This window comes from Dictyoglomus sp. SSW (genome assembly GCF_055181335.1).
On sequence record NZ_CM143705.1, the window covers coordinates 1,547,562 to 1,565,175 of the forward strand.

Genomic DNA, 17,614 nt, shown 5'->3' on the forward strand with positions numbered 1-17,614 from the left:
TATCACCTCCCAATTAATATATTATTAATCAAATTTTTCACCTATACTTAGACGATAACCATTTAAAAATTCTTTATAAGTCATCTTTTTTTTATTTTCAGGTTGAAGCTCCAATATATATAATATTCCATTTGTAGCTTTAATACCAATGCCTTTATTTCTATCTATAACAGAAATAGTACCATTTTCATATTCTAAATAGTTATTAGTAATCTCGTAATTTGCCTTGTAAACTTTAAGAATTTTACCTCTAAAAAAGGTAAAAGCACCAGGTTCTGGAGACAAAGCTCTAATCTGACACCATATTTTTTTAACATGATTATTCCAGTCTATTCTCTCCTCTTCTTTAGAAATCTTAGGAGCATAAGTTGCCTCACTATCATTTTGAGGTGTAGGTTTTAAAGTACCATCTTTTATTTTAGGAAGCACCTCTAAAAGTAAATCTGCCCCTAAATTAGCTAATTTTATAGTTAAGGATTCCCTGTTGTCTTCAGGAAGAATAGGAATCTTCCTTATTGCATAAACTGGTCCTGTATCTAAGCCTTTTTCCATTTGCATAATAGAAATTCCTGTCTCATCTTCACAATTCATTAGAGCTCTTTCGATAGGAGATGCACCTCTATACTTAGGTAAACAAGATGCATGGATATTAATACCACCAAAAGATGGTATAAGCAAAAGGTTTTCTGGTAGTATCTTTCCATAAGCTGCAACTATAAAGGCATCAGGATTAAGATTTTTTATAATTTCATCTATTTCAAAATTATTCCTTAATCTCTCTGGCTGATATAGAGGAATATTTTTCTCCTTAGCAAAAAGTTTAACAGGAGATGGAATTATTTTTTTACCTCTTCCTTGCGGTTTATCAGGTTGAGTTACTACTGCCAATATATTTAATTTCTCGTATATTTTTTCTAATATAATTCTTGCAAAAATTGGAGTACCGAAAAATATTACCCTCATCATATATTGTTTCCTACCTCTTCTGCTATACCTCTATCCACAATTAAAAATCCATCTAAATGATCTATCTCATGTTGAATAATCCTTGCTAAAAGACCCTTTGCTCTATATTTTTTCACTTTTCCACTTAAATCTTGAGCCTTAAAAACAATTCTTTCATATCTTTTTATTTTTAACTCTATACCTGGAATACTCAAACAACCCTCTAAATCAATAACCTCTCCTTCAGCCTCCAATATTTCAGGGTTAATAAAAGCAATAGGTTTATTTTCATAATCGACCACTATAATTCTAAGAGATTCTCCTACTTGAGGAGCAGCAAGTCCTACACCATTTGCAAATTTCATCGTCTCAATCATATCCTCTACAAGTCTCTTAATCTTTGTATCTATACTCTCAACTTTATGAGCTTTTTGCTTTAACACTGGATCTCCAATCTTTCTTATTTCAAGTATCATTTTTATATCACCTCATAAATTAGTTTCCTTCATATCTACATTTATTATAAATTTTACATTAGAAAAAGGAGTTTTACTATCCTCACAAATATTCTTTAGCATCCTACTCTCTATAATTCCTTTTCTGTCTTTTATCAATATCTGATATCTAAACTTATCCTTTATAAGATAAGGATAAAAAGGAGCTGGTCCTAAAACCTCCAAATCAGCATATTTTTCCTCCAATATAGCTACCATCTTTTTACCCTCATCCACAACCTCGTCTTCATCCGAACCTTCTACTATAATCTGATGTAAAATAGAAAAGGGAGGATAAAAAAGTGATTTTCTTAATTTCAACTCATAATTTAAAAAGGTACCATAAGAATTGCTTTTTATAGCTTTTACCACATAATGGGAAGGAGAATAAGTTCTTAATATGATTTCTTCACCTTTAAAGAAAGATTTAATTCTATTTAACATATTGAAAGCCTTTTCAGGCATAGAAAAATCAGGGATATGAATGAAATTATCCAAATTATATATTATAAGAACTCCTGCATCTTCAAGATCTAACCAAGGTTCTATCATTTTTGTACCTACAATAATATCAGCCTCTTTTATTAAGGATTCACCCTGAAGCTCTATCTCACTATCTATTCTTAGAACCTTATAATTCTTGAAAGTTTTAACCAAATATCTCTCAAGTTTTTCAGTACCGATACCACCAAAAATAAAATTATATCCTTGACATACAGGGCACATGGTAGGTGGAAGAGAAGTAAAACCACAGTAATGACATTTTAAAACTTTGTCTTCATCTTGATGAAAAACTAACGGTGATCTACAATGAGGACACATAAAAATATATCCACAATCTACACATTGAATATATGTAGAAAAACCTAAGCGATTTAACAATATCAGAACTTTCCTCTTTATCCTCATATTATCATTTATTCTCTTTGTGGAATAGCTATCTAAAAAATCTTCGTTTCTAATTCTTCTTAAATCAATTATCGTAATTTTTTTCTTTATTAAATCGGGAATTCTGACAAAATTAAACATTTTTTTAGAAATAGCCTGATAAAAATCCCTTATAGAGGGAGAACTAGATCCCAATATGATGGGAATTCCCTCAAACTCTGCCCTTTTTAAAGCTACTTTAACACCATCATATTTGGGTTCTTTCTCTCTTATATCATAAAACTCATTCTCTTCTTGATCAACAATAATTACCCCAAGATTATTAAAGGGTAAAAAAAGTCCTTTAGTTGTACTAAGAATAATAGCCCTTTCAGTTCCTGCAATTTTATATACTCTATATGCCTGAGCCTCTGTTAAAAGTCCATGGTAAAAGTAAAAGGGGACTGGAACTAAATCTGATAAAAATTCACCAAATTTAATTAAAGTCTTTATAGTTGGAAATACCAAGAGGACACTTTTTCCTTTCTGATAAAAATATTTTAATAACTCAAAATACATTTTCCATCTTTTTTTCTGAGATTCAACAAAAAGCAAAAGAGGTTTATTAACAATTTTAAGTATATTATCCATATCTATTTCAAGGTTTCCCCAACTATCGCTGATCTTTTCACTTTGAAAAACAGTTTTTCTTGGTGCCTTCTCCTTTATTACAATTTCAAATCTCTCCTCTATGGCCCCTTTTTTAATAAGCTCATTTATAACAGATTCAGAAATCTTTCCTACTTCTTTTTTTAGTTCTTCCACTGTTTTTTCCTCAAAAAGGCTTATAAAAACTTTTTCTTGCTTTTTTGTCATATCTACAGCCACATCCTTAGCTACTAAATATCTTTTAACATCTAAATCAATTCCTGTAGGAAATATATAATTTGCGGTCCTATATAAAGAATTCCCATAGTAATCACTTACCCAATTAACTAAATTAATAAGAGGTGTTCCAAGAGATGGAACCTCTGTAAGCCGAGCATGTATCGGCTGAAGATTATATTCTATGCTATTATCTTCTAAGATATCCCAAATATAACCAATTTTTTTAGATTTTTTTAGAGGAACAATAACAGGACTACCTATTTCAATATATGAAAATTCCTCTGGAATTGAATAGTATAAAAAATCTCTTTCTGGAATATAGGTTTCAAAAAGAATTACTTTTGCTACCTTCACCAAAAGCTCTTATAGTTCGCTCTCTTCTCCCTCTTTAAAGGTAACCTTTCCTTTAGCTATTTCTTCCATAGCAAGAATTAATGGATCCTTAGCCACAGTCTTTAAGAACTTTAGTTCCTCAAAAATTTGTCTTGCCCTTTTTGAAACTGTTACTGTCAATACATATTTATTTGAGATTTTTTCTAAAAGTTCATCAATATTAAGTTCTTTCATTAAACTCACCTCCAAATAATTTTAAAAAATATTCAATTTTCTCCCTACAAAGTTTATGCCTCTCTGCTATTATAATACTTCTTACTCTATCAACTGCATTTTCTAGATCATCATTTATAACAGCATAATCATAATAAGAAATTTTAGAAATTTCAAGAGGAGCATTCTTAAGACGGATTTCTAAATCTCTTAGATTCTCTGTTTCTCTGCCTATAAGTCTTCTTTTTAATTCTTCAAAATCAGGTGGTAAAACAAATATTAATATGGCTTTATCATAAATCTTTTTCACATTTATTCCACCTTGCACATCAATTTTTAATATAACATCAACCCCTTTATTCACAAACTCCTCTATTATTCTCTTGGGAGTACCATATAGATATCCATGCACCGCTGCCCATTCTAAGAACTCTCCCTTTTCAACCATTTCCTTAAAAGTTTTTTCATCTGTAAAATAGTAACTTTTACCTTCTACCTCTCCTAATCTTTTGGGTCTTGTGGTAAAAGATACAGATTTTACTAAGTTTGGTACCAATCCAAGAAGTCTTTCTAAAATAGCATCCTTACCAACTCCAGAAGGGCCAGAAAGAACAAAAAGATTCCCTTTAAAAATCATTTTTCATTCTCCTCTAATTTTTCTCCACCCTCTATTCTTGCTGCAATAGTTTCTGGATGTAAAGCAGACAAAACTATATGACCACTATCTAATACAAGTACAGCTCTTGTCTTTCTCCCATAAGTTGCATCTATAAGTTCATTACGATTTTTAGCATCAGATAAAAACCTTTTTATGGGTGCAGAATCAGGACTTATAATAGCCACAACTCTCGAGCTCACCACCATATTACCAAACCCAATATTAATAAGTTTCATAATTAGTTCCACTCCCCTCTATTCAATATTTAATGTTAATTCTCTAATTTTTTCCAATTCTTTTTTTAGATCAATAGCATAAAACATAATAGACGTTTTTGCAGTTTTACTTGATAAAGTATTTATTTCTCTATTCATTTCTTGAAGTATAAATTCCAATGTTTTCCCTATAGACCCATCCTTTTTTATCTCTTCATAAAATCTTCTTATAAATTCATCAATCCTAGTTATCTCTTCATTGATATCAGTTTTCATAAGAAGAAGAGCAATTTCTTGATAAAGTATATCCTCATTTATAATGTTGAATTCAAATTCCTTTAACTTCTTTTCTAAAAAAACTTTTGCCTCTTTTTGCCAATTCTCTTCTTCCCTTTTAACATTAGAAAGGAGTGTTTCTATTTTATTTAAACTTTCTAATATAGCCCTTTTAATGCTTTCTCCTTCTTCCCTTTTATATCTATCAAACTCTTCTATTAACAATTTTGTCTCGGAAATTATTTTTTTACAATCCTCTTCATTAAAAATTCTATTTTCTGTAAAGAATACTTGAGGGTTAGCAAGAATCTCTTTCCAATTATATATAGCCTCTGAATTTCCAGTAATTTTACCAAGATCTTTTAAGATATTACTAAGAAGATCTATATTTAACCTTGAATAATTTTCAGGTGATTTATGAATCTTTAAGGAAAAAACCACATATCCCCTTTTTACATAGCGTTTTATCTCAGCAATTATTTCCCTTTCTAAAAAAGAAAGAGCATCAGGTAGGTTTACCTTAATTTCTAAAAACCGATGATTATAGCCTTTTATTTCTAAAAAAAAAGTAAGGCTATCAATAACAAATTCTCTAAATGCTGAAGAAGTCATACTTTTCATTTTACTATAATTTTACTTCACCACTTTACATTTGCCAAGTGGAAAAATATATTTATAATTTAAGGTAAGTATGGGAAAATTATATGTAGTAGCAACACCAATAGGAAATTTAAAAGATATTACTTTTAGAGCTATAGAGGTTCTAAAAAGCTGTCCAATAATTGCTGCTGAGGATACTAATCATACTAAGATTTTATTAAAAAAATACGAGATTGAAAATAAAACTATCATCTCTTATCACAAATATAACGAGGAAAAAAGGGTAAAATTATTTTTAGATTTACTTATTAAAAAAAATTTAGATATTGCTTTGGTTTCAGATGCTGGAACACCATGTATATCTGATCCTGGTTATCAAATAGTAAAAACTGCTAGAGAAAATAATATAGATGTAATTCCAATTCCTGGCCCCTCATCACTAATAGCAGCTCTTTCCATATCAGGACTCCCTCTTAATACCTTCTACTTTGCAGGTTTTTTGCCTAAATCATCAAAAAGAACAGAGTATTTAAAAAAGATAGAAGAAAAAGAGATAGAAACTTTTGTTATATATGAATCTCCCAAGAGAATTGATGAACTTTTACAAGATATATTAAAAATATTTCCCAATTCTATATTATGCGTATGTAGAGAACTTACAAAAACCTTCGAAAAGGTATATTATGGTAATATAGAAAAGGTAATAGAGGAAGTTAATAAAGATCCATATAAAGAAAAAGGAGAATATACTATCATAGTACAACGGGAAAGAAAGGCTAAAAAAGACTTCAAAAAAGATATTTCTATTGAAGCTATACTTTTTGATGAACTTATTAAACAAGACCTTTCTTTAAAAGATGCAATTGAGAAAGTATCTAAAAAATTAAATATACCTAAAAAGGAAGTTTATAAGGCGTCAATAAACCTAAAAGAGAAAATTAAGAGAATATTATAACATTTAGAAAGGAGGAACTTTATTTTATGAAAATAGCTCTTGACGCAATGGGGGGAGATTATGCTCCTATAGAGATTGTAAAAGGAGCCATTGAATCACTACCTGAAATAAAATCAACAATTGTACTTGTAGGGAATAAAACGTTAATTGAATACGAGTTAAACAAATACAAATTTGAGAAACATAGAATTGAAATAGTTCACGCAGAAGAAGTAATAGAAATGCACGAACATCCAGCTTTTGCAGTAAAAGAAAAAGAAGATTCCTCAATTGTAAAATCTATTAAATTAATAAAGGAAAAAAGCGTAGATGGAATGGTATCTGCAGGTAATACTGGAGCAGTAATGAGTAGCGCATTACTCTATTTGGGAAGGCTAAAGGGAATTAAAAGACCAGCTATAACTACAGTTCTTCCTTCTATAAACAACATACCCACTATTATGTTAGATATAGGGGCAAATGTAGATTGTAAAAAGGAATATTTAGTACAATTTGCCTTAATGGGTAAAATATATATGGAATCAATTTTTAATGTAGAAAATCCTAAAATAGCATTACTAAATATAGGTGAAGAAGAGGGAAAAGGTAATCAGTTAGTTCAAGAAACTTATTCTTTATTAAAGAATACACCTTATTTCAATTTTTATGGAAATGTGGAAGGAAAAGATTTATTTAAAGGAATAGTTAATATAATTATATGCGACGGCTTTGTAGGGAATATTGCTATAAAAACAGCAGAGGGGGTTGCAGAAACCTTACTTGAATTAATATCAAAAGAATTAAAGAGTTCATGGTGGAGTATTATTCTTGCATTACTTCTAAAATCAAAATTCAGAAATATAAAAAAAAGTATGGATTATAGTGAATTTGGTGGAGCTCCTCTTCTTGGGATAAATGGTAATGTTATCATATCCCATGGAAGATCAAAGTCCAAAGCTATTAAAAATGCACTAAAATTAGCAGAAAAGGTGATTAACTTAAGAATTAATGATAAAATTATGGAAGGATTAGAAAAACTTTCCATAGAGGGGTGAGAAAAATTAGGCCTGATAAATTTGAAAAAATTATCAATCTTGCAATAAATCTTGATGCTTCAGATATCCATCTTAAAGTGGGAACACCTCCTGCAGTAAGAATCATGAAAGATATAGTCTTATTAAAAGAGGATCCTTTAACTTCAGAGGAGGTAGAAAACTTAGCCTTCAGTATAATGCCTCCAACAGCAAGAGAAATATTTCAAAAGAACAAAGAAGTAGATTTTCCTTTTGAAAAAAAAGGATTAGCAAGATTTAGAGTAAACGTCTATACCCAAAGACAAACCATAGCCATTTCCATGAGATTAATAAAAATTAATATACCATCAATAGAGGAATTAGGCCTCCCTCAAATAATAAAAAGTCTTGTAATGAAGAGAGCGGGTCTCATATTGGTTACTGGCCCATCTGGTTCTGGGAAGTCTACCACATTGGCAGCAATGATCGAATATTTAAATCAAAATGAGAACCTAAATATCATCACTATTGAAGACCCTATTGAATATGTCTTTACAGACAAATTATCTCTCATCTCTCAAAGAGAAATAGGTATTGACACTGCTTCTTTTTCTTCAGCTCTTAAAATGGCTTTAAGGGAAGACCCAAACGTAATTATGGTAGGAGAGTTAAGAGATCTTGAAAGCGTTTCTGTAACCCTGCAGGCGGCTGAAACTGGACATTTGGTACTAAGCACCTTGCATACTATAGATGCTGTTTCTACAATAAGTAGAATCGTAGATATGTTTCCTCCCCACCAGCAAAATCAAGTTAGATTTCAGCTTGCAAGTACCTTAGTAGGAATTATTTCCCAAAGGCTTCTTAAACGAAAAGATAAAATGGGCTTAGTTCCTGCATGCGAAGTTCTAATAGGGAATTCTACTGTAAGAAAATGGATAAGAGAGAATAAACTAACAGAGATTCCAAAGATTATTCAAGAAGGTCAATTAGAAGGAATGCAATCCTTCAATCAACACTTATTAGAGCTCTATAGAAAAAACATAATAGAAGCAAGTGAGGCTTTGATGGCAAGTCCTAATCCTTCAGACTTAGAACTTGCCATCAAAGGCATCACAGCAGGCTAAACTACAGTTAATTCTTTTCTAACACTTAGCAAATCCATCATTGTAAAATATGCTAATAGATAGGAAAGCAAGCTTTCAGACCCTTGATTCAGGTTAACTCCATCAGGAGTTATAGCATCGTAGCATCCATATGTCTCATTATCTATAAGAGACACTTTCCTTGAGTTTTTTCCATGAAACCACATAAAGACATCTTTAGCTTTACCAATATAACTTACATCTTTTAGAACTTCATAAGCCTCTTTGTAAAGCAATATCATTTCTCCTGCTTCTACTGGTTGTTCATCATATTCCGCTATAGTTCCACCTCTTATATACCAACCATTACAACCTATGGGTTTAAAATATCCATATCTAAATACAATTTTCTCTAAAAACTCCATACTATCTAATGCTACATCCCAGATATCTTTTTCTCTTAACACCTTATAAGCCACAAAAAGAGAGAGAGGAAGAATCGCATTACTATACGCCATTATATCTTCAAACCATTTCCATGATTCATCCATATTTTCTCTAAATTGCCTTACCAAGGATTTGGAAAGGTGAGAAACATATTCCTTAATTTGAGCTCTATCTAAGGTGCTTTCTTTTAAAGAATAGTATAACCCTAATATAACATATGCTTTAGCTCTTGGAGATTTTATATATTCAATATATTTCAAAGCATTATGCAAAAGTTCTTTATAAAGCATTCTTACATTTAAAGGTAGTATATTCTCAGAAACACAGTAACCAAGAGCCCATATTGTTCTTCCAAAACTATCTTCAGAACCTTCATCTTCCAAAAATCTTCTATCATAACTCATAAAATTTCTAAAGTTACCTTTTGGGGTTTGAGCATTTAATATAAAAGATGAATATCTATATATAAGATCCAAATATTTTTCCTCTCTAAAATTTCTATAGAACATAGTAGCAACAATTAATGCTCTTGAATTATCATCGGTAGTATACCCAAAACGGGGATCTGGAACTCCAAACTTTGAGTGTTGAATAATTCCAGTATCATCAGTTAATCTGAATAAATGTTCATCTCTGGGGCGAATAAGTTCCATTTTTTCCACCTCCTTCCACTAAATGTTTCTATCTTTTTATTTACAACTTCGTCAAACAACTTTATATATTTCTCTGCCACTACATTCCACCACATACTTTTGCCATATTCAAAAGCTTTTTTCTCAATACCTTCTCTAAGATCTTTATTGTAGTAAACTTCTTTAATAGCTTCAGCAATAGCATTAGAATCTCTAAAATCAACTAATATTCCTCTTCCATCTGAAAGAAGTTCCTCTGCATATCTATAAGCCGTTGATATGATAACTTTTCCAGAAGCAAGAGCATAACTCAATGTGCCACTTACTGCTTGTTCTTTACTTAAATATGGCGTCACATAGATATCTGATAATTGTAAATATTTCAAAATCTCATCTAATGTTAAATATCTATTTACGAACATTACATGATCCTCTAAATTATACTCCTTAACCATATTCATCAATTTATCTCTATAACTTTCTCCAGAATGCTTAATTACACCAGGATGAGTTCTGCCAAGAATTAAATATATGATACTGGGAATCTTATCTTTTACTTTAGCAATAGCTTCAATAGCATATTCAATTCCCTTTCCCGGTCCAATAAGTCCGAATGTGCTTACTACAAACCTTCCTTCTAAACCAAGCTCTCTCTTAAGTTTCTCTCTATCTACTTTAGTATTTATTGGAACACCATGAGGAATATGTAAAATCTTTTCCTCAGGTATATTGTAAATATTCACCAATAATTCAATTGTATTTCTAGCCATTGTTACCACTTTTACTGCTTTTGACCCGATATAACTTACAATGTACTTTTGTTTGTCGATTGGATTTAATAGGACTGTATGCAAAACAAATATAAATGGTTTCTTAGTATTATCAACTAAATGAAGAAGATATTCTCCATATTCCCCACCATATATACCATACTCATGTTGTATTACCAAAAGATCTATATCTGATTCATTGATAAATTGTGCAACTTCAAAATAACTTTCCTCTTCAAATTGTTTTAATTCTTTAATAACTTTCTCATCATAAAGATAAAAATCATCACTTATAGCAATAACATTTGTATTAACAAAAGGATTATATAAAGGAGCAATTTTATCTATTTCAGATACTAAATCTTCAGTAAAAGTTGCTATACCACATACTCTTGGAGGATAAGTACTCAAAAAAGCTACATTTATAACTACCCTATCTTTTACCATAAGTCCCCACCTCCTTTATAGAGTGAGAATATCAAAAGATTTGTTTTTAGATGAAACTTTAAATCAGATTGTAGTCTACCGATTTTTGTGGTACCAAAATAGTTATTTTTTTTATATATTTACATCATATATCTATCTATAAAAATTATATATAATAACAGAAAAATAGTCAAGTTGTATACTTGAGATGATAATAGTATGAATAAAAGATTTCTAATCAAGAGTTACAAATGTAAGAAATATAATCTAAGGCAAGAAAATAACTATAAATTCCAAATCCTGATATTTGACCTATACATACTGGAGCAATAACTGACTTATGTCTAAAATCTTCTCTTGAATAAATATTACTTAAATGAACTTCTATAGTGGGCTTTTTTACGGCAGTTATAGCATCTCTTATTGCATAACTATAATGGGTTAAAGCCCCTGCATTAATAATAATAAAGTCTACTTTACTACCTAAATCCTGAATCCAATCTATAATCTGACCTTCCCAATTAGATTGCAAAATAGTTATCTCAAACCCCTTCTCCTGTGCTTTTTTTATAATAATATTATTCAAAGTTTTAAAATCTAAATCCCCATAAATATGGGGTTCTCTAATACCCAAAAGATTAAGGTTTGGACCATGTATTAATAATATTTTACACTTTTCCATATGCTTGCAGACCTTTAACTATCTCTTTAACAATTAAATTAGGATTTTTCCCCTCTGTATCTAAAATCAAATGGGCAGTCTCTCTATAATACTTTTGTCGCATTTCATATATCTCTTTAACTTCTTTTATATCTCTTTTAAGAATTGGTCTTTTTTCAAACTCTTCTTCTTTTTGCAATCTATTTATTAAGGTATCAAAATTACTATATAAGTAAATAACAAAGGATTTTTCTTTTAATAATTTTCTATTCTCTTCCTTTAGTATAATTCCCCCTCCTGTTGAGATTATAACTTTTTCATAATCCTCTATCACTTTATTAAGATAAAATGACTCCCTTTCTCTAAAATAATCTTCACCCTTATCAGAGAAAATTTTAGTTATTTTTTCCCCCTCTTTTTCTTCTATATAACAATCCAAATCAATAAAAGGATAACTCAACTCTTTCGACAAAAATAAACCTACTGTGGTTTTCCCACTACCCATGAAACCTATAAGGGCTATCCTATTTATATTCATCTACCAATAAAATACATTCCCCAAAGTATGAATATGCTCGCTAAAAAAAATACCGACACAATCAGCGCAACTATCCTGATAATTTGCATTTTCTTTTCTTTTTTGGTTTTTGCTTTCTTTGCCATAAAATTATCCCTCCGAATTATATCCTTCTCTCACATCATAACAGTTATTATAGTGAGGACACTTCTGACAACATCCTATCTTGTGATTCAAACACTCATTATAATATGGGCATTCATCACAACAAAACATTAAAAACCTCCCTTTTAATCCTCTACCGCATATAGAGGAGCATTATCATATGCTACTCTGTTTTCCTTTTCAATTATATTTCTTAGATTTTTAGGTAATGAAAACATCATTTTATGGGTTTCCCCATCATAAAACTTCAGCCCCTCTAAGCCTTTATTTTTCAATATATCATCAATTTCTTTTTCCGAATATTCTTTTGGATCTATTTTATCACTTGCAAATATAAAACTCCATATGAAATCATAAGCAGGTACATAAGCTTGGTAAGATCTAACCTTTTTAAAAATAGCTCTTAATGTTGAGTTCATCACTGTATGGAAATATATCTTTAAATGATGTGTGGTACCCGCCTGCATTACAAAAATTCCATCTTCCTTTAAATGTTGTTTAACAATATTATAAAACTCATAAGTAAACAATTTAACGGCTGGACTTCCTTCCATAGGTTCAGATAAATCACTTATAATTACATCAAATTGATCCTCTGTTCTTTCTAAGTAAGCCCTTGCATCATCTATAATAAGTTTTGTTCTATGGTCTTCAAAAGAACCTTGATGCCACTCTGGCAAAAACTCTTTTGAAACCCTAACTACTTCTCCATCTATATCCACCATTACCGCTTCCTTTACATCTTTATGTCTTAAAACTTCACGCAGAGTGGCACCTTCAGCTCCTCCCATAATCAAAACTTTCTTTCCTTTGGATGGATTTAAAACAAGAGCAGGATGTACTATTGCCTCGTGATATATAAACTCATCCTTTTCACTGGATTGAAGTCTTCCATCCAAAACTAAACACTTCCCATAAAAACTACTTTCTATAATCTCAATCTTTTGAAAAGGTGATTGCCCTGTATAATAAAACCTACTTATACCATGCCAGTGAATCTCACTGGGATGATTTTTTTCAATTATCCAATAAGCATCCATAAATTGTCCACCTTTCCAATATTATTTTTTACCAGTCAACCTACAGTCTCTTTTTCCTTATCCTTCTCCTCCTTAGGTTTATAATTAAAATTACCTTCCTCTATTGGGAGAATACCACGCTTGGCCTCAAAAGTTATTACTTGTTCTGCCTGCAAATAATTATTTAAATATTCAAAAGCCTTCCATGGATTAACATGATCTCCACAAGTAAAAAGATCACAAGCAGCAAATCCATATTCTGGCCATGTATGTATAGCAAGATGAGATTCAGATATAACTACTACCCCGCTTACACCGTATGGACTAAATTTGTGAAATACAACCTCAACCACTTCTGCTCCAGCAACAACAGCTGCATTTACCATTATTTCCTTAATCTTTTCCACATCATTTAATATTTCACGGTTGCAATTGTACATCTCAGCTAAAATATGTCTTCCTAAGGATTTCCCAGTGATATTCACCTCGGTCCCGCCTCCTTTCTCAAAAATTTTACGAAAGCAATTTTATCACTAACACCATCATTTATCAAGAGATTTTCTAGGAAAAATAACTAAAAATAGGAGTTTTTTGAAAATTTATTCTTCTTTATCCTATTTTTTGCATTATTTTAAGATTTTTTTCTATTTATATATGTTTTTTAAGAGTTACTTTATAAATTGGTTGATATATAGGTCCTTGAGGAGTAAGAGTACTTTCAAAAAGTACAATTTCTTCAACTAAAATCTCTTCCTTTTTAAAATCAAAATCCTGTAAAATTCTAATATTCTCTTTAACCCTTCCAAGAGTTAGATGAGGAGAAAAAGGCTTTTTCTCTTTTGGTATTCCTTTTTTTACCAAACGTCGTTCAATAAGATCAAAGATCTTTTCCAAATTTCCTAATCCATCTTTAATTCCTATCCATAATACTCTTGGAGAACTAAGAGACGGAAATCCCCCAAAACCCTCTAAAGTTATAGAAAAAGACTCTACATAGTGACTTACCTCATCCAAAACCTCTTTAATTTCATCAACATACTTTTCAGAAACTTCTCCTATAAACCTTAAAGTAAGATGAAAATTCTCTTTTTCGACCCATTTTACATTACCAATTATGGAATTTCTTACACTTTTCTGAAAAACAAAAATCTTTTCCTTTAGATCTTCTGGAAAATCTATGGCTATAAATAATCTTTTATAACTTATGTCTTTAGAAGATTTCTTTGCCATATTTGTAAAAATAATAAGCTCCAGAATATAAAGTCAAAATTAAAGCAATTCCTATCAAATACTCTTTTAAAGGTAGGCTTAGAATAAAAAAAATTATAGCCATATCTTGAAAAACTGTTTTTATCTTGCCTGATCTTAATGCAGGGAGAATTATATTTTTTTGTAGTAATGCCATTCTCAATCCCGTAACCATAAATTCTCGGAAAAGAATAAATATTACAATCCAAGGCGAAATCAAATTCATACTAACAAAATATATTAAAACACTTATAACCAAGATCTTATCAGCTAACGGATCCAAAAATTTACCTAAATTAGAAATTTTGTTATACCTTCGAGCAATTTCTCCATCTAAATAATCAGTCAGAATAGCTAATAAGAATAAAGCAAAAGATAAAAAAGGACTCTTCGGAAAAAGTAAAAGGATAGGAAAAGTTAAGAAAATACGGAAAATAGTAAGGAAATTAGGAATATTCATACTATCTCTCCTAATAAATCATAAGATTTGTATTTTTTAATTCTAACCTTTACTTTTTCGCCCATTTTAATTTTCTTTTTTTCTGCCCCTACTATGTAGATAAGACCATCTACTTCTGGAGCTTCTCTCCAACTTCTTCCGTAAAAATATCGCCCATCAAAACCTTCTACTATAACTTCTAACTCTTTATTTACCATCTTTTTATTTAAATCCTTAGATATTTCCTTTTGTGTACTCATAATAATATCTACCCTTTTTTTCTTTTCTTCTTCATCTATTTGCTCTGGAAGATTTTGGGCTTTGGTACCATCCTCCGGATAATATGGAAAAACTCCAAGTCTATCAAAATAGTATTCTTGTATGAAATTATATAATTCCTCAAACTTTTTTTCTGATTCTCCTGGAAATCCAACAATAAATGTAGTTCTAATTATAGCATCAGGAAAATTTTCACGAATCTTATTCCAAATATTAATTATTTCATTTTTTCCATAACTTCTATTCATATTTTTAAGGATCTCATCATTAATATGTTGTAAGGGAATATCAAAATAAGGCACAATCTTCTCAGAATTCTTTATAAGTTGGATAATTTCATTACCTAATCTACTTGGATACAAATATAGCAATCTTATATAAAAATCTCCTTCAATTTTTTCAAGCTTACTAAGAAGTCTTGCTAAGGAAGGTTTTCCATACAAATCTTCACCATATCTTGTGGTATCTTGAGATATCATATTAATCTCTTTTACACCATTTCTTATTAATTTCTCTACCTCATTTACAATATCTTCTATCTCTCTACTTCGCATCCTACCCCTTATATACGGAATAGTACAATAACTACAAAAATTATTACATCCTTCTGATATTTTCACATATGCACTATAAGGAGTAAAAAGTAATCGGGTCATTGCAGAAGTATAAAGAAAGTTAGAAGCTGGAGAGGTAATAACTTTTTCCGTAAATCCGTTATCCTTATTCAATAAATTTTTGAAATTCATATATTCACCAGGACCTATAAACAAATCTACAAATGGGAATTTACTCTCCAAATCCTTTTTAAATCTTTCCACAAGGCAACCTGTAACTACTATCTTTTTACCTAATTTCTTATATTTTTCTAATGAACGTATATTACTTTCCGATTCCTCTAAAGCAGGTTTTATAAAAGCGCAAGTATTAACTAATAGAATATCTGCCTCTTCTTCTGAGGATGTAAGAGTATATCCTAATTCTTTCAAAAATCCTAAAATTATTTCTGTATCCACTTGATTTTTAGCGCAACCTAAATGTATTATACCTGCCTTTTTCATGGTACCTTTACTTTTATTACTTCTCCTCTTTTTCCTAAAACTCCCATGCTTTGTTCATTATAAAATATTTCTATACCCCCTGCATTTCCTATATGAAAATATAAAGATGTATAAGTCCAAGTTAATGTATCTCCCTTATTTAAAATTCCCTCATAAATAATTTTTTCATCATTGAAAACCCTAATCCAAGTTCTTTCATTGGCAACTACCTTTATAGTAGAACTTAATGTATTTTCACCCTGGGGAAAGATCGTCTCAGTAGAAGTATAAGTAAAGCTTCCAAGGGAATATGTATATGAACTTTCTTGCTGATTACTTATAGAATAAAGAGTATATGTAGGTTCTTTTTGAGTTATTGATCTTGATTGAAAATATGATGATATAAAAATAGTTGTTAAAAGTATAACAACAACCAAGATATATACTCCATATTTCCACTCACAACTACTTCTATCCTTATTTTGTAAAGGTATCTCTATTTTATCTTCCTTTCTCCCATACTGTGAGTAGTATAAATCTATGATATTACTTTCATTTAGGCCAATAATATTTGCATATTTCTTAATGATTGCCTTTTTATAAAAATCAGATAGATTAACCTTATCAAAAGTATCATTCTCTATAGCTTCTAAATATCTATAACTTATCTTTAAAAGAGAAGAAACCTCTTTTAAATCTAATCCTTTCTTCTCTCTCTCTTCTCTAAATATCTCTCCTAAGCTTTTAGTCTCTCCAACCATGTCAACTCTCTTTTACTCAAAAACCTAATATCTCCTGGTTTTAAATTTCCAAGCTTTATTTCTCCTATTTGTATCCTTTTCAATTTTAACACTTCATAATTAAACAAGGATAACATTCTCCTTATCTGTCTTTTCCACCCTTGATATAAAACCACTCTAAGCATGCTTACATTTCCTTTAGCCCAAAGTATTACAAATTCAGCTGGTAATGTTTTTCCTTCTTCTAAAATAACACCTTCTCTCAGTTTTTTCAACTCTTCTTCTTTCGGAATTCCTTTTACCATTACTTCATAAACCTTAGGTATTTTATATTTCGGATGAATAATATAATTAGCAATCTCCCCATCATTAGTACAAAGTAAAAGACCTTCGCTATCTTGATCTAATCTTCCTACAGGATATACCCTATAGGATATATTTTTGATTAATAAAAGATCTTTTACTGTTTTTCTTCCAAAGGGATCATATAAGCTTGATATATAGCCCACAGGCTTATATAAAGCCAAATAGATCTTTTTTTCTGGAATTAAAATTTTTCCTTCTACTTCTACTCTATCTTTCTCTGGATCTATTTTATAACCTAAGGTAGTTATTACATTTCCATTTACTTTTACCTTACCTTGAATAATAAGTTCCTCTGCTTTTCTACGAGAAGCAAAACCGCATTCTGCAATATATTTTTGAAGTCTTTCCAT

22 protein-coding genes are annotated in these 17,614 nt (G+C 30.3%); 3 read left to right on the forward strand and 19 right to left on the reverse strand.

The window, feature by feature from the left end; all coding sequences use genetic code 11:
- Window positions 1-24: 24 nt before the first annotated feature.
- From fmt to ACY3JM_RS07695, 7 genes are read right to left on the reverse strand one after another with little or no spacing between them, the layout of a single operon-like run.
- Window positions 25-966 carry a methionyl-tRNA formyltransferase gene (gene fmt, locus ACY3JM_RS07665; RefSeq protein ID WP_463083592.1) on the reverse strand — a complete coding sequence of 314 codons (942 nt, stop codon included), beginning with the start codon at window positions 964-966 and terminating at the stop codon, window positions 25-27.
- Complete coding sequence (gene def / locus ACY3JM_RS07670) at window positions 963-1,421, reverse strand: peptide deformylase (protein ID WP_463083591.1); 459 nt, start codon at window positions 1,419-1,421, stop codon at window positions 963-965. The genes fmt and def overlap by 4 nt, the downstream gene beginning before the upstream one ends.
- 12 nt (window positions 1,422-1,433) lie before the next feature.
- A complete protein-coding gene (gene priA / locus ACY3JM_RS07675) occupies window positions 1,434-3,548 on the reverse strand; it encodes a replication restart helicase PriA (protein WP_463111230.1) in 2,115 nt (704 codons plus the stop codon).
- Window positions 3,549-3,557: 9 nt separating this feature from the next.
- On the reverse strand, window positions 3,558-3,761 hold the full coding sequence (rpoZ, locus tag ACY3JM_RS07680; protein WP_463084437.1) for a DNA-directed RNA polymerase subunit omega: 204 nt from the start codon (window positions 3,759-3,761) through the stop codon (window positions 3,558-3,560).
- The gene (gmk, locus tag ACY3JM_RS07685; RefSeq protein ID WP_463111231.1) at window positions 3,748-4,377 is read right to left on the reverse strand and encodes a guanylate kinase; all 630 of its coding nucleotides are present in this window, start codon (window positions 4,375-4,377) and stop codon (window positions 3,748-3,750) included. The genes rpoZ and gmk overlap by 14 nt, the downstream gene beginning before the upstream one ends.
- Window positions 4,374-4,634: a DUF370 domain-containing protein gene (locus tag ACY3JM_RS07690; RefSeq protein ID WP_463083587.1), complete on the reverse strand. Its 261-nt coding sequence runs from the start codon at window positions 4,632-4,634 to the stop codon at window positions 4,374-4,376. The genes gmk and ACY3JM_RS07690 overlap by 4 nt, the downstream gene beginning before the upstream one ends.
- An 18-nt stretch (window positions 4,635-4,652) precedes the next feature.
- Entirely contained in the window at window positions 4,653-5,510 is an 858-nt protein-coding gene (locus tag ACY3JM_RS07695) for a YicC family protein (RefSeq protein WP_463111232.1), read from the reverse strand.
- 70 nt (window positions 5,511-5,580) lie between these two features.
- Between ACY3JM_RS07695 and rsmI the strand changes: the two genes are divergently transcribed.
- Genes rsmI through ACY3JM_RS07710 form a run of 3 tightly spaced genes read left to right on the forward strand, consistent with a single transcriptional unit; the run spans window position 5,581 to window position 8,560 of the window.
- Window positions 5,581-6,444 (forward strand): 16S rRNA (cytidine(1402)-2'-O)-methyltransferase, encoded by an 864-nt coding sequence (gene rsmI / locus ACY3JM_RS07700; RefSeq protein WP_463111233.1) that lies wholly within the window; start codon window positions 5,581-5,583, stop codon window positions 6,442-6,444.
- Between the two features lie 26 nt (window positions 6,445-6,470).
- The gene (plsX, locus tag ACY3JM_RS07705; protein ID WP_463111234.1) at window positions 6,471-7,478 is read left to right on the forward strand and encodes a phosphate acyltransferase PlsX; all 1,008 of its coding nucleotides are present in this window, start codon (window positions 6,471-6,473) and stop codon (window positions 7,476-7,478) included.
- Window positions 7,475-8,560, forward strand: coding sequence for a type IV pilus twitching motility protein PilT (locus ACY3JM_RS07710; protein ID WP_463084442.1), 1,086 nt, complete (start codon window positions 7,475-7,477; stop codon window positions 8,558-8,560). The genes plsX and ACY3JM_RS07710 overlap by 4 nt, the downstream gene beginning before the upstream one ends.
- Here ACY3JM_RS07710 and ACY3JM_RS07715 read toward each other — a convergent pair.
- The 12 genes from ACY3JM_RS07715 to ACY3JM_RS07770 all read right to left on the reverse strand — a co-directional run bounded on the left by ACY3JM_RS07715 (window position 8,557) and on the right by ACY3JM_RS07770 (window position 17,614).
- Complete coding sequence (locus tag ACY3JM_RS07715; RefSeq protein ID WP_463111235.1) at window positions 8,557-9,618, reverse strand: glycosyltransferase; 1,062 nt, start codon at window positions 9,616-9,618, stop codon at window positions 8,557-8,559. The genes ACY3JM_RS07710 and ACY3JM_RS07715 overlap by 4 nt on opposite strands.
- Entirely contained in the window at window positions 9,576-10,814 is a 1,239-nt protein-coding gene (locus ACY3JM_RS07720; RefSeq protein WP_463111236.1) for a glycosyltransferase family 4 protein, read from the reverse strand. The genes ACY3JM_RS07715 and ACY3JM_RS07720 overlap by 43 nt, the downstream gene beginning before the upstream one ends.
- Window positions 10,815-11,031: 217 nt before the next feature.
- Window positions 11,032-11,475, reverse strand: coding sequence for a type II 3-dehydroquinate dehydratase (aroQ, locus tag ACY3JM_RS07725; RefSeq protein WP_463083580.1), 444 nt, complete (start codon window positions 11,473-11,475; stop codon window positions 11,032-11,034).
- Complete coding sequence (locus ACY3JM_RS07730) at window positions 11,462-11,992, reverse strand: shikimate kinase (RefSeq protein ID WP_463083579.1); 531 nt, start codon at window positions 11,990-11,992, stop codon at window positions 11,462-11,464. Before ACY3JM_RS07730 ends, aroQ begins: the two co-directional genes overlap by 14 nt.
- Entirely contained in the window at window positions 11,989-12,117 is a 129-nt protein-coding gene (locus ACY3JM_RS07735; protein WP_463083578.1) for a hypothetical protein, read from the reverse strand. Before ACY3JM_RS07735 ends, ACY3JM_RS07730 begins: the two co-directional genes overlap by 4 nt.
- A 144-nt stretch (window positions 12,118-12,261) precedes the next feature.
- Window positions 12,262-13,176, reverse strand: coding sequence for a polyamine aminopropyltransferase (speE, locus tag ACY3JM_RS07740; RefSeq protein ID WP_463111237.1), 915 nt, complete (start codon window positions 13,174-13,176; stop codon window positions 12,262-12,264).
- A 35-nt stretch (window positions 13,177-13,211) separates the two neighbouring features.
- On the reverse strand, window positions 13,212-13,640 hold the full coding sequence (gene speD, locus ACY3JM_RS07745) for an adenosylmethionine decarboxylase (RefSeq protein WP_463111238.1): 429 nt from the start codon (window positions 13,638-13,640) through the stop codon (window positions 13,212-13,214).
- Between the two features lie 163 nt (window positions 13,641-13,803).
- Window positions 13,804-14,385: an RNA 2',3'-cyclic phosphodiesterase gene (thpR, locus tag ACY3JM_RS07750; RefSeq protein ID WP_463083575.1), complete on the reverse strand. Its 582-nt coding sequence runs from the start codon at window positions 14,383-14,385 to the stop codon at window positions 13,804-13,806.
- Complete coding sequence (gene pgsA, locus ACY3JM_RS07755; protein ID WP_463083574.1) at window positions 14,366-14,863, reverse strand: CDP-diacylglycerol--glycerol-3-phosphate 3-phosphatidyltransferase; 498 nt, start codon at window positions 14,861-14,863, stop codon at window positions 14,366-14,368. The genes thpR and pgsA overlap by 20 nt, the downstream gene beginning before the upstream one ends.
- Window positions 14,860-16,179 (reverse strand): 30S ribosomal protein S12 methylthiotransferase RimO, encoded by a 1,320-nt coding sequence (gene rimO, locus ACY3JM_RS07760; protein WP_463111239.1) that lies wholly within the window; start codon window positions 16,177-16,179, stop codon window positions 14,860-14,862. Before rimO ends, pgsA begins: the two co-directional genes overlap by 4 nt.
- Complete coding sequence (locus ACY3JM_RS07765; protein WP_463111240.1) at window positions 16,176-16,919, reverse strand: helix-turn-helix domain-containing protein; 744 nt, start codon at window positions 16,917-16,919, stop codon at window positions 16,176-16,178. The genes rimO and ACY3JM_RS07765 overlap by 4 nt, the downstream gene beginning before the upstream one ends.
- Complete coding sequence (locus ACY3JM_RS07770) at window positions 16,895-17,614, reverse strand: pseudouridine synthase (RefSeq protein ID WP_463111241.1); 720 nt, start codon at window positions 17,612-17,614, stop codon at window positions 16,895-16,897. Before ACY3JM_RS07770 ends, ACY3JM_RS07765 begins: the two co-directional genes overlap by 25 nt.

Bases quoted from the DNA above. Each gene is read 5' to 3' on its own strand.
- fmt (WP_463083592.1), bottom strand. From the start codon at position 966: ATGATGAGGGTAATATTTTTCGGTACTCCAATTTTTGCAAGAATTATA.
- def (WP_463083591.1), bottom strand. From the start codon at position 1,421: ATGATACTTGAAATAAGAAAGATTGGAGATCCAGTGTTAAAGCAAAAA.
- rpoZ (WP_463084437.1), bottom strand. From the start codon at position 3,761: ATGAAAGAACTTAATATTGATGAACTTTTAGAAAAAATCTCAAATAAA.
- gmk (WP_463111231.1), bottom strand. From the start codon at position 4,377: ATGATTTTTAAAGGGAATCTTTTTGTTCTTTCTGGCCCTTCTGGAGTT.
- ACY3JM_RS07690 (WP_463083587.1), bottom strand. From the start codon at position 4,634: ATGAAACTTATTAATATTGGGTTTGGTAATATGGTGGTGAGCTCGAGA.
- ACY3JM_RS07695 (WP_463111232.1), bottom strand. From the start codon at position 5,510: ATGAAAAGTATGACTTCTTCAGCATTTAGAGAATTTGTTATTGATAGC.
- rsmI (WP_463111233.1), top strand. From the start codon at position 5,581: ATGGGAAAATTATATGTAGTAGCAACACCAATAGGAAATTTAAAAGAT.
- plsX (WP_463111234.1), top strand. From the start codon at position 6,471: ATGAAAATAGCTCTTGACGCAATGGGGGGAGATTATGCTCCTATAGAG.
- ACY3JM_RS07715 (WP_463111235.1), bottom strand. From the start codon at position 9,618: ATGGAACTTATTCGCCCCAGAGATGAACATTTATTCAGATTAACTGAT.
- ACY3JM_RS07720 (WP_463111236.1), bottom strand. From the start codon at position 10,814: ATGGTAAAAGATAGGGTAGTTATAAATGTAGCTTTTTTGAGTACTTAT.
- aroQ (WP_463083580.1), bottom strand. From the start codon at position 11,475: ATGGAAAAGTGTAAAATATTATTAATACATGGTCCAAACCTTAATCTT.
- ACY3JM_RS07730 (WP_463083579.1), bottom strand. From the start codon at position 11,992: ATGAATATAAATAGGATAGCCCTTATAGGTTTCATGGGTAGTGGGAAA.
- ACY3JM_RS07735 (WP_463083578.1), bottom strand. From the start codon at position 12,117: ATGGCAAAGAAAGCAAAAACCAAAAAAGAAAAGAAAATGCAAATTATC.
- speE (WP_463111237.1), bottom strand. From the start codon at position 13,176: ATGGATGCTTATTGGATAATTGAAAAAAATCATCCCAGTGAGATTCAC.
- thpR (WP_463083575.1), bottom strand. From the start codon at position 14,385: ATGGCAAAGAAATCTTCTAAAGACATAAGTTATAAAAGATTATTTATA.
- pgsA (WP_463083574.1), bottom strand. From the start codon at position 14,863: ATGAATATTCCTAATTTCCTTACTATTTTCCGTATTTTCTTAACTTTT.
- rimO (WP_463111239.1), bottom strand. From the start codon at position 16,179: ATGAAAAAGGCAGGTATAATACATTTAGGTTGCGCTAAAAATCAAGTG.
- ACY3JM_RS07765 (WP_463111240.1), bottom strand. From the start codon at position 16,919: ATGGTTGGAGAGACTAAAAGCTTAGGAGAGATATTTAGAGAAGAGAGA.
- ACY3JM_RS07770 (WP_463111241.1), bottom strand. From the start codon at position 17,614: ATGGAAAGACTTCAAAAATATATTGCAGAATGCGGTTTTGCTTCTCGT.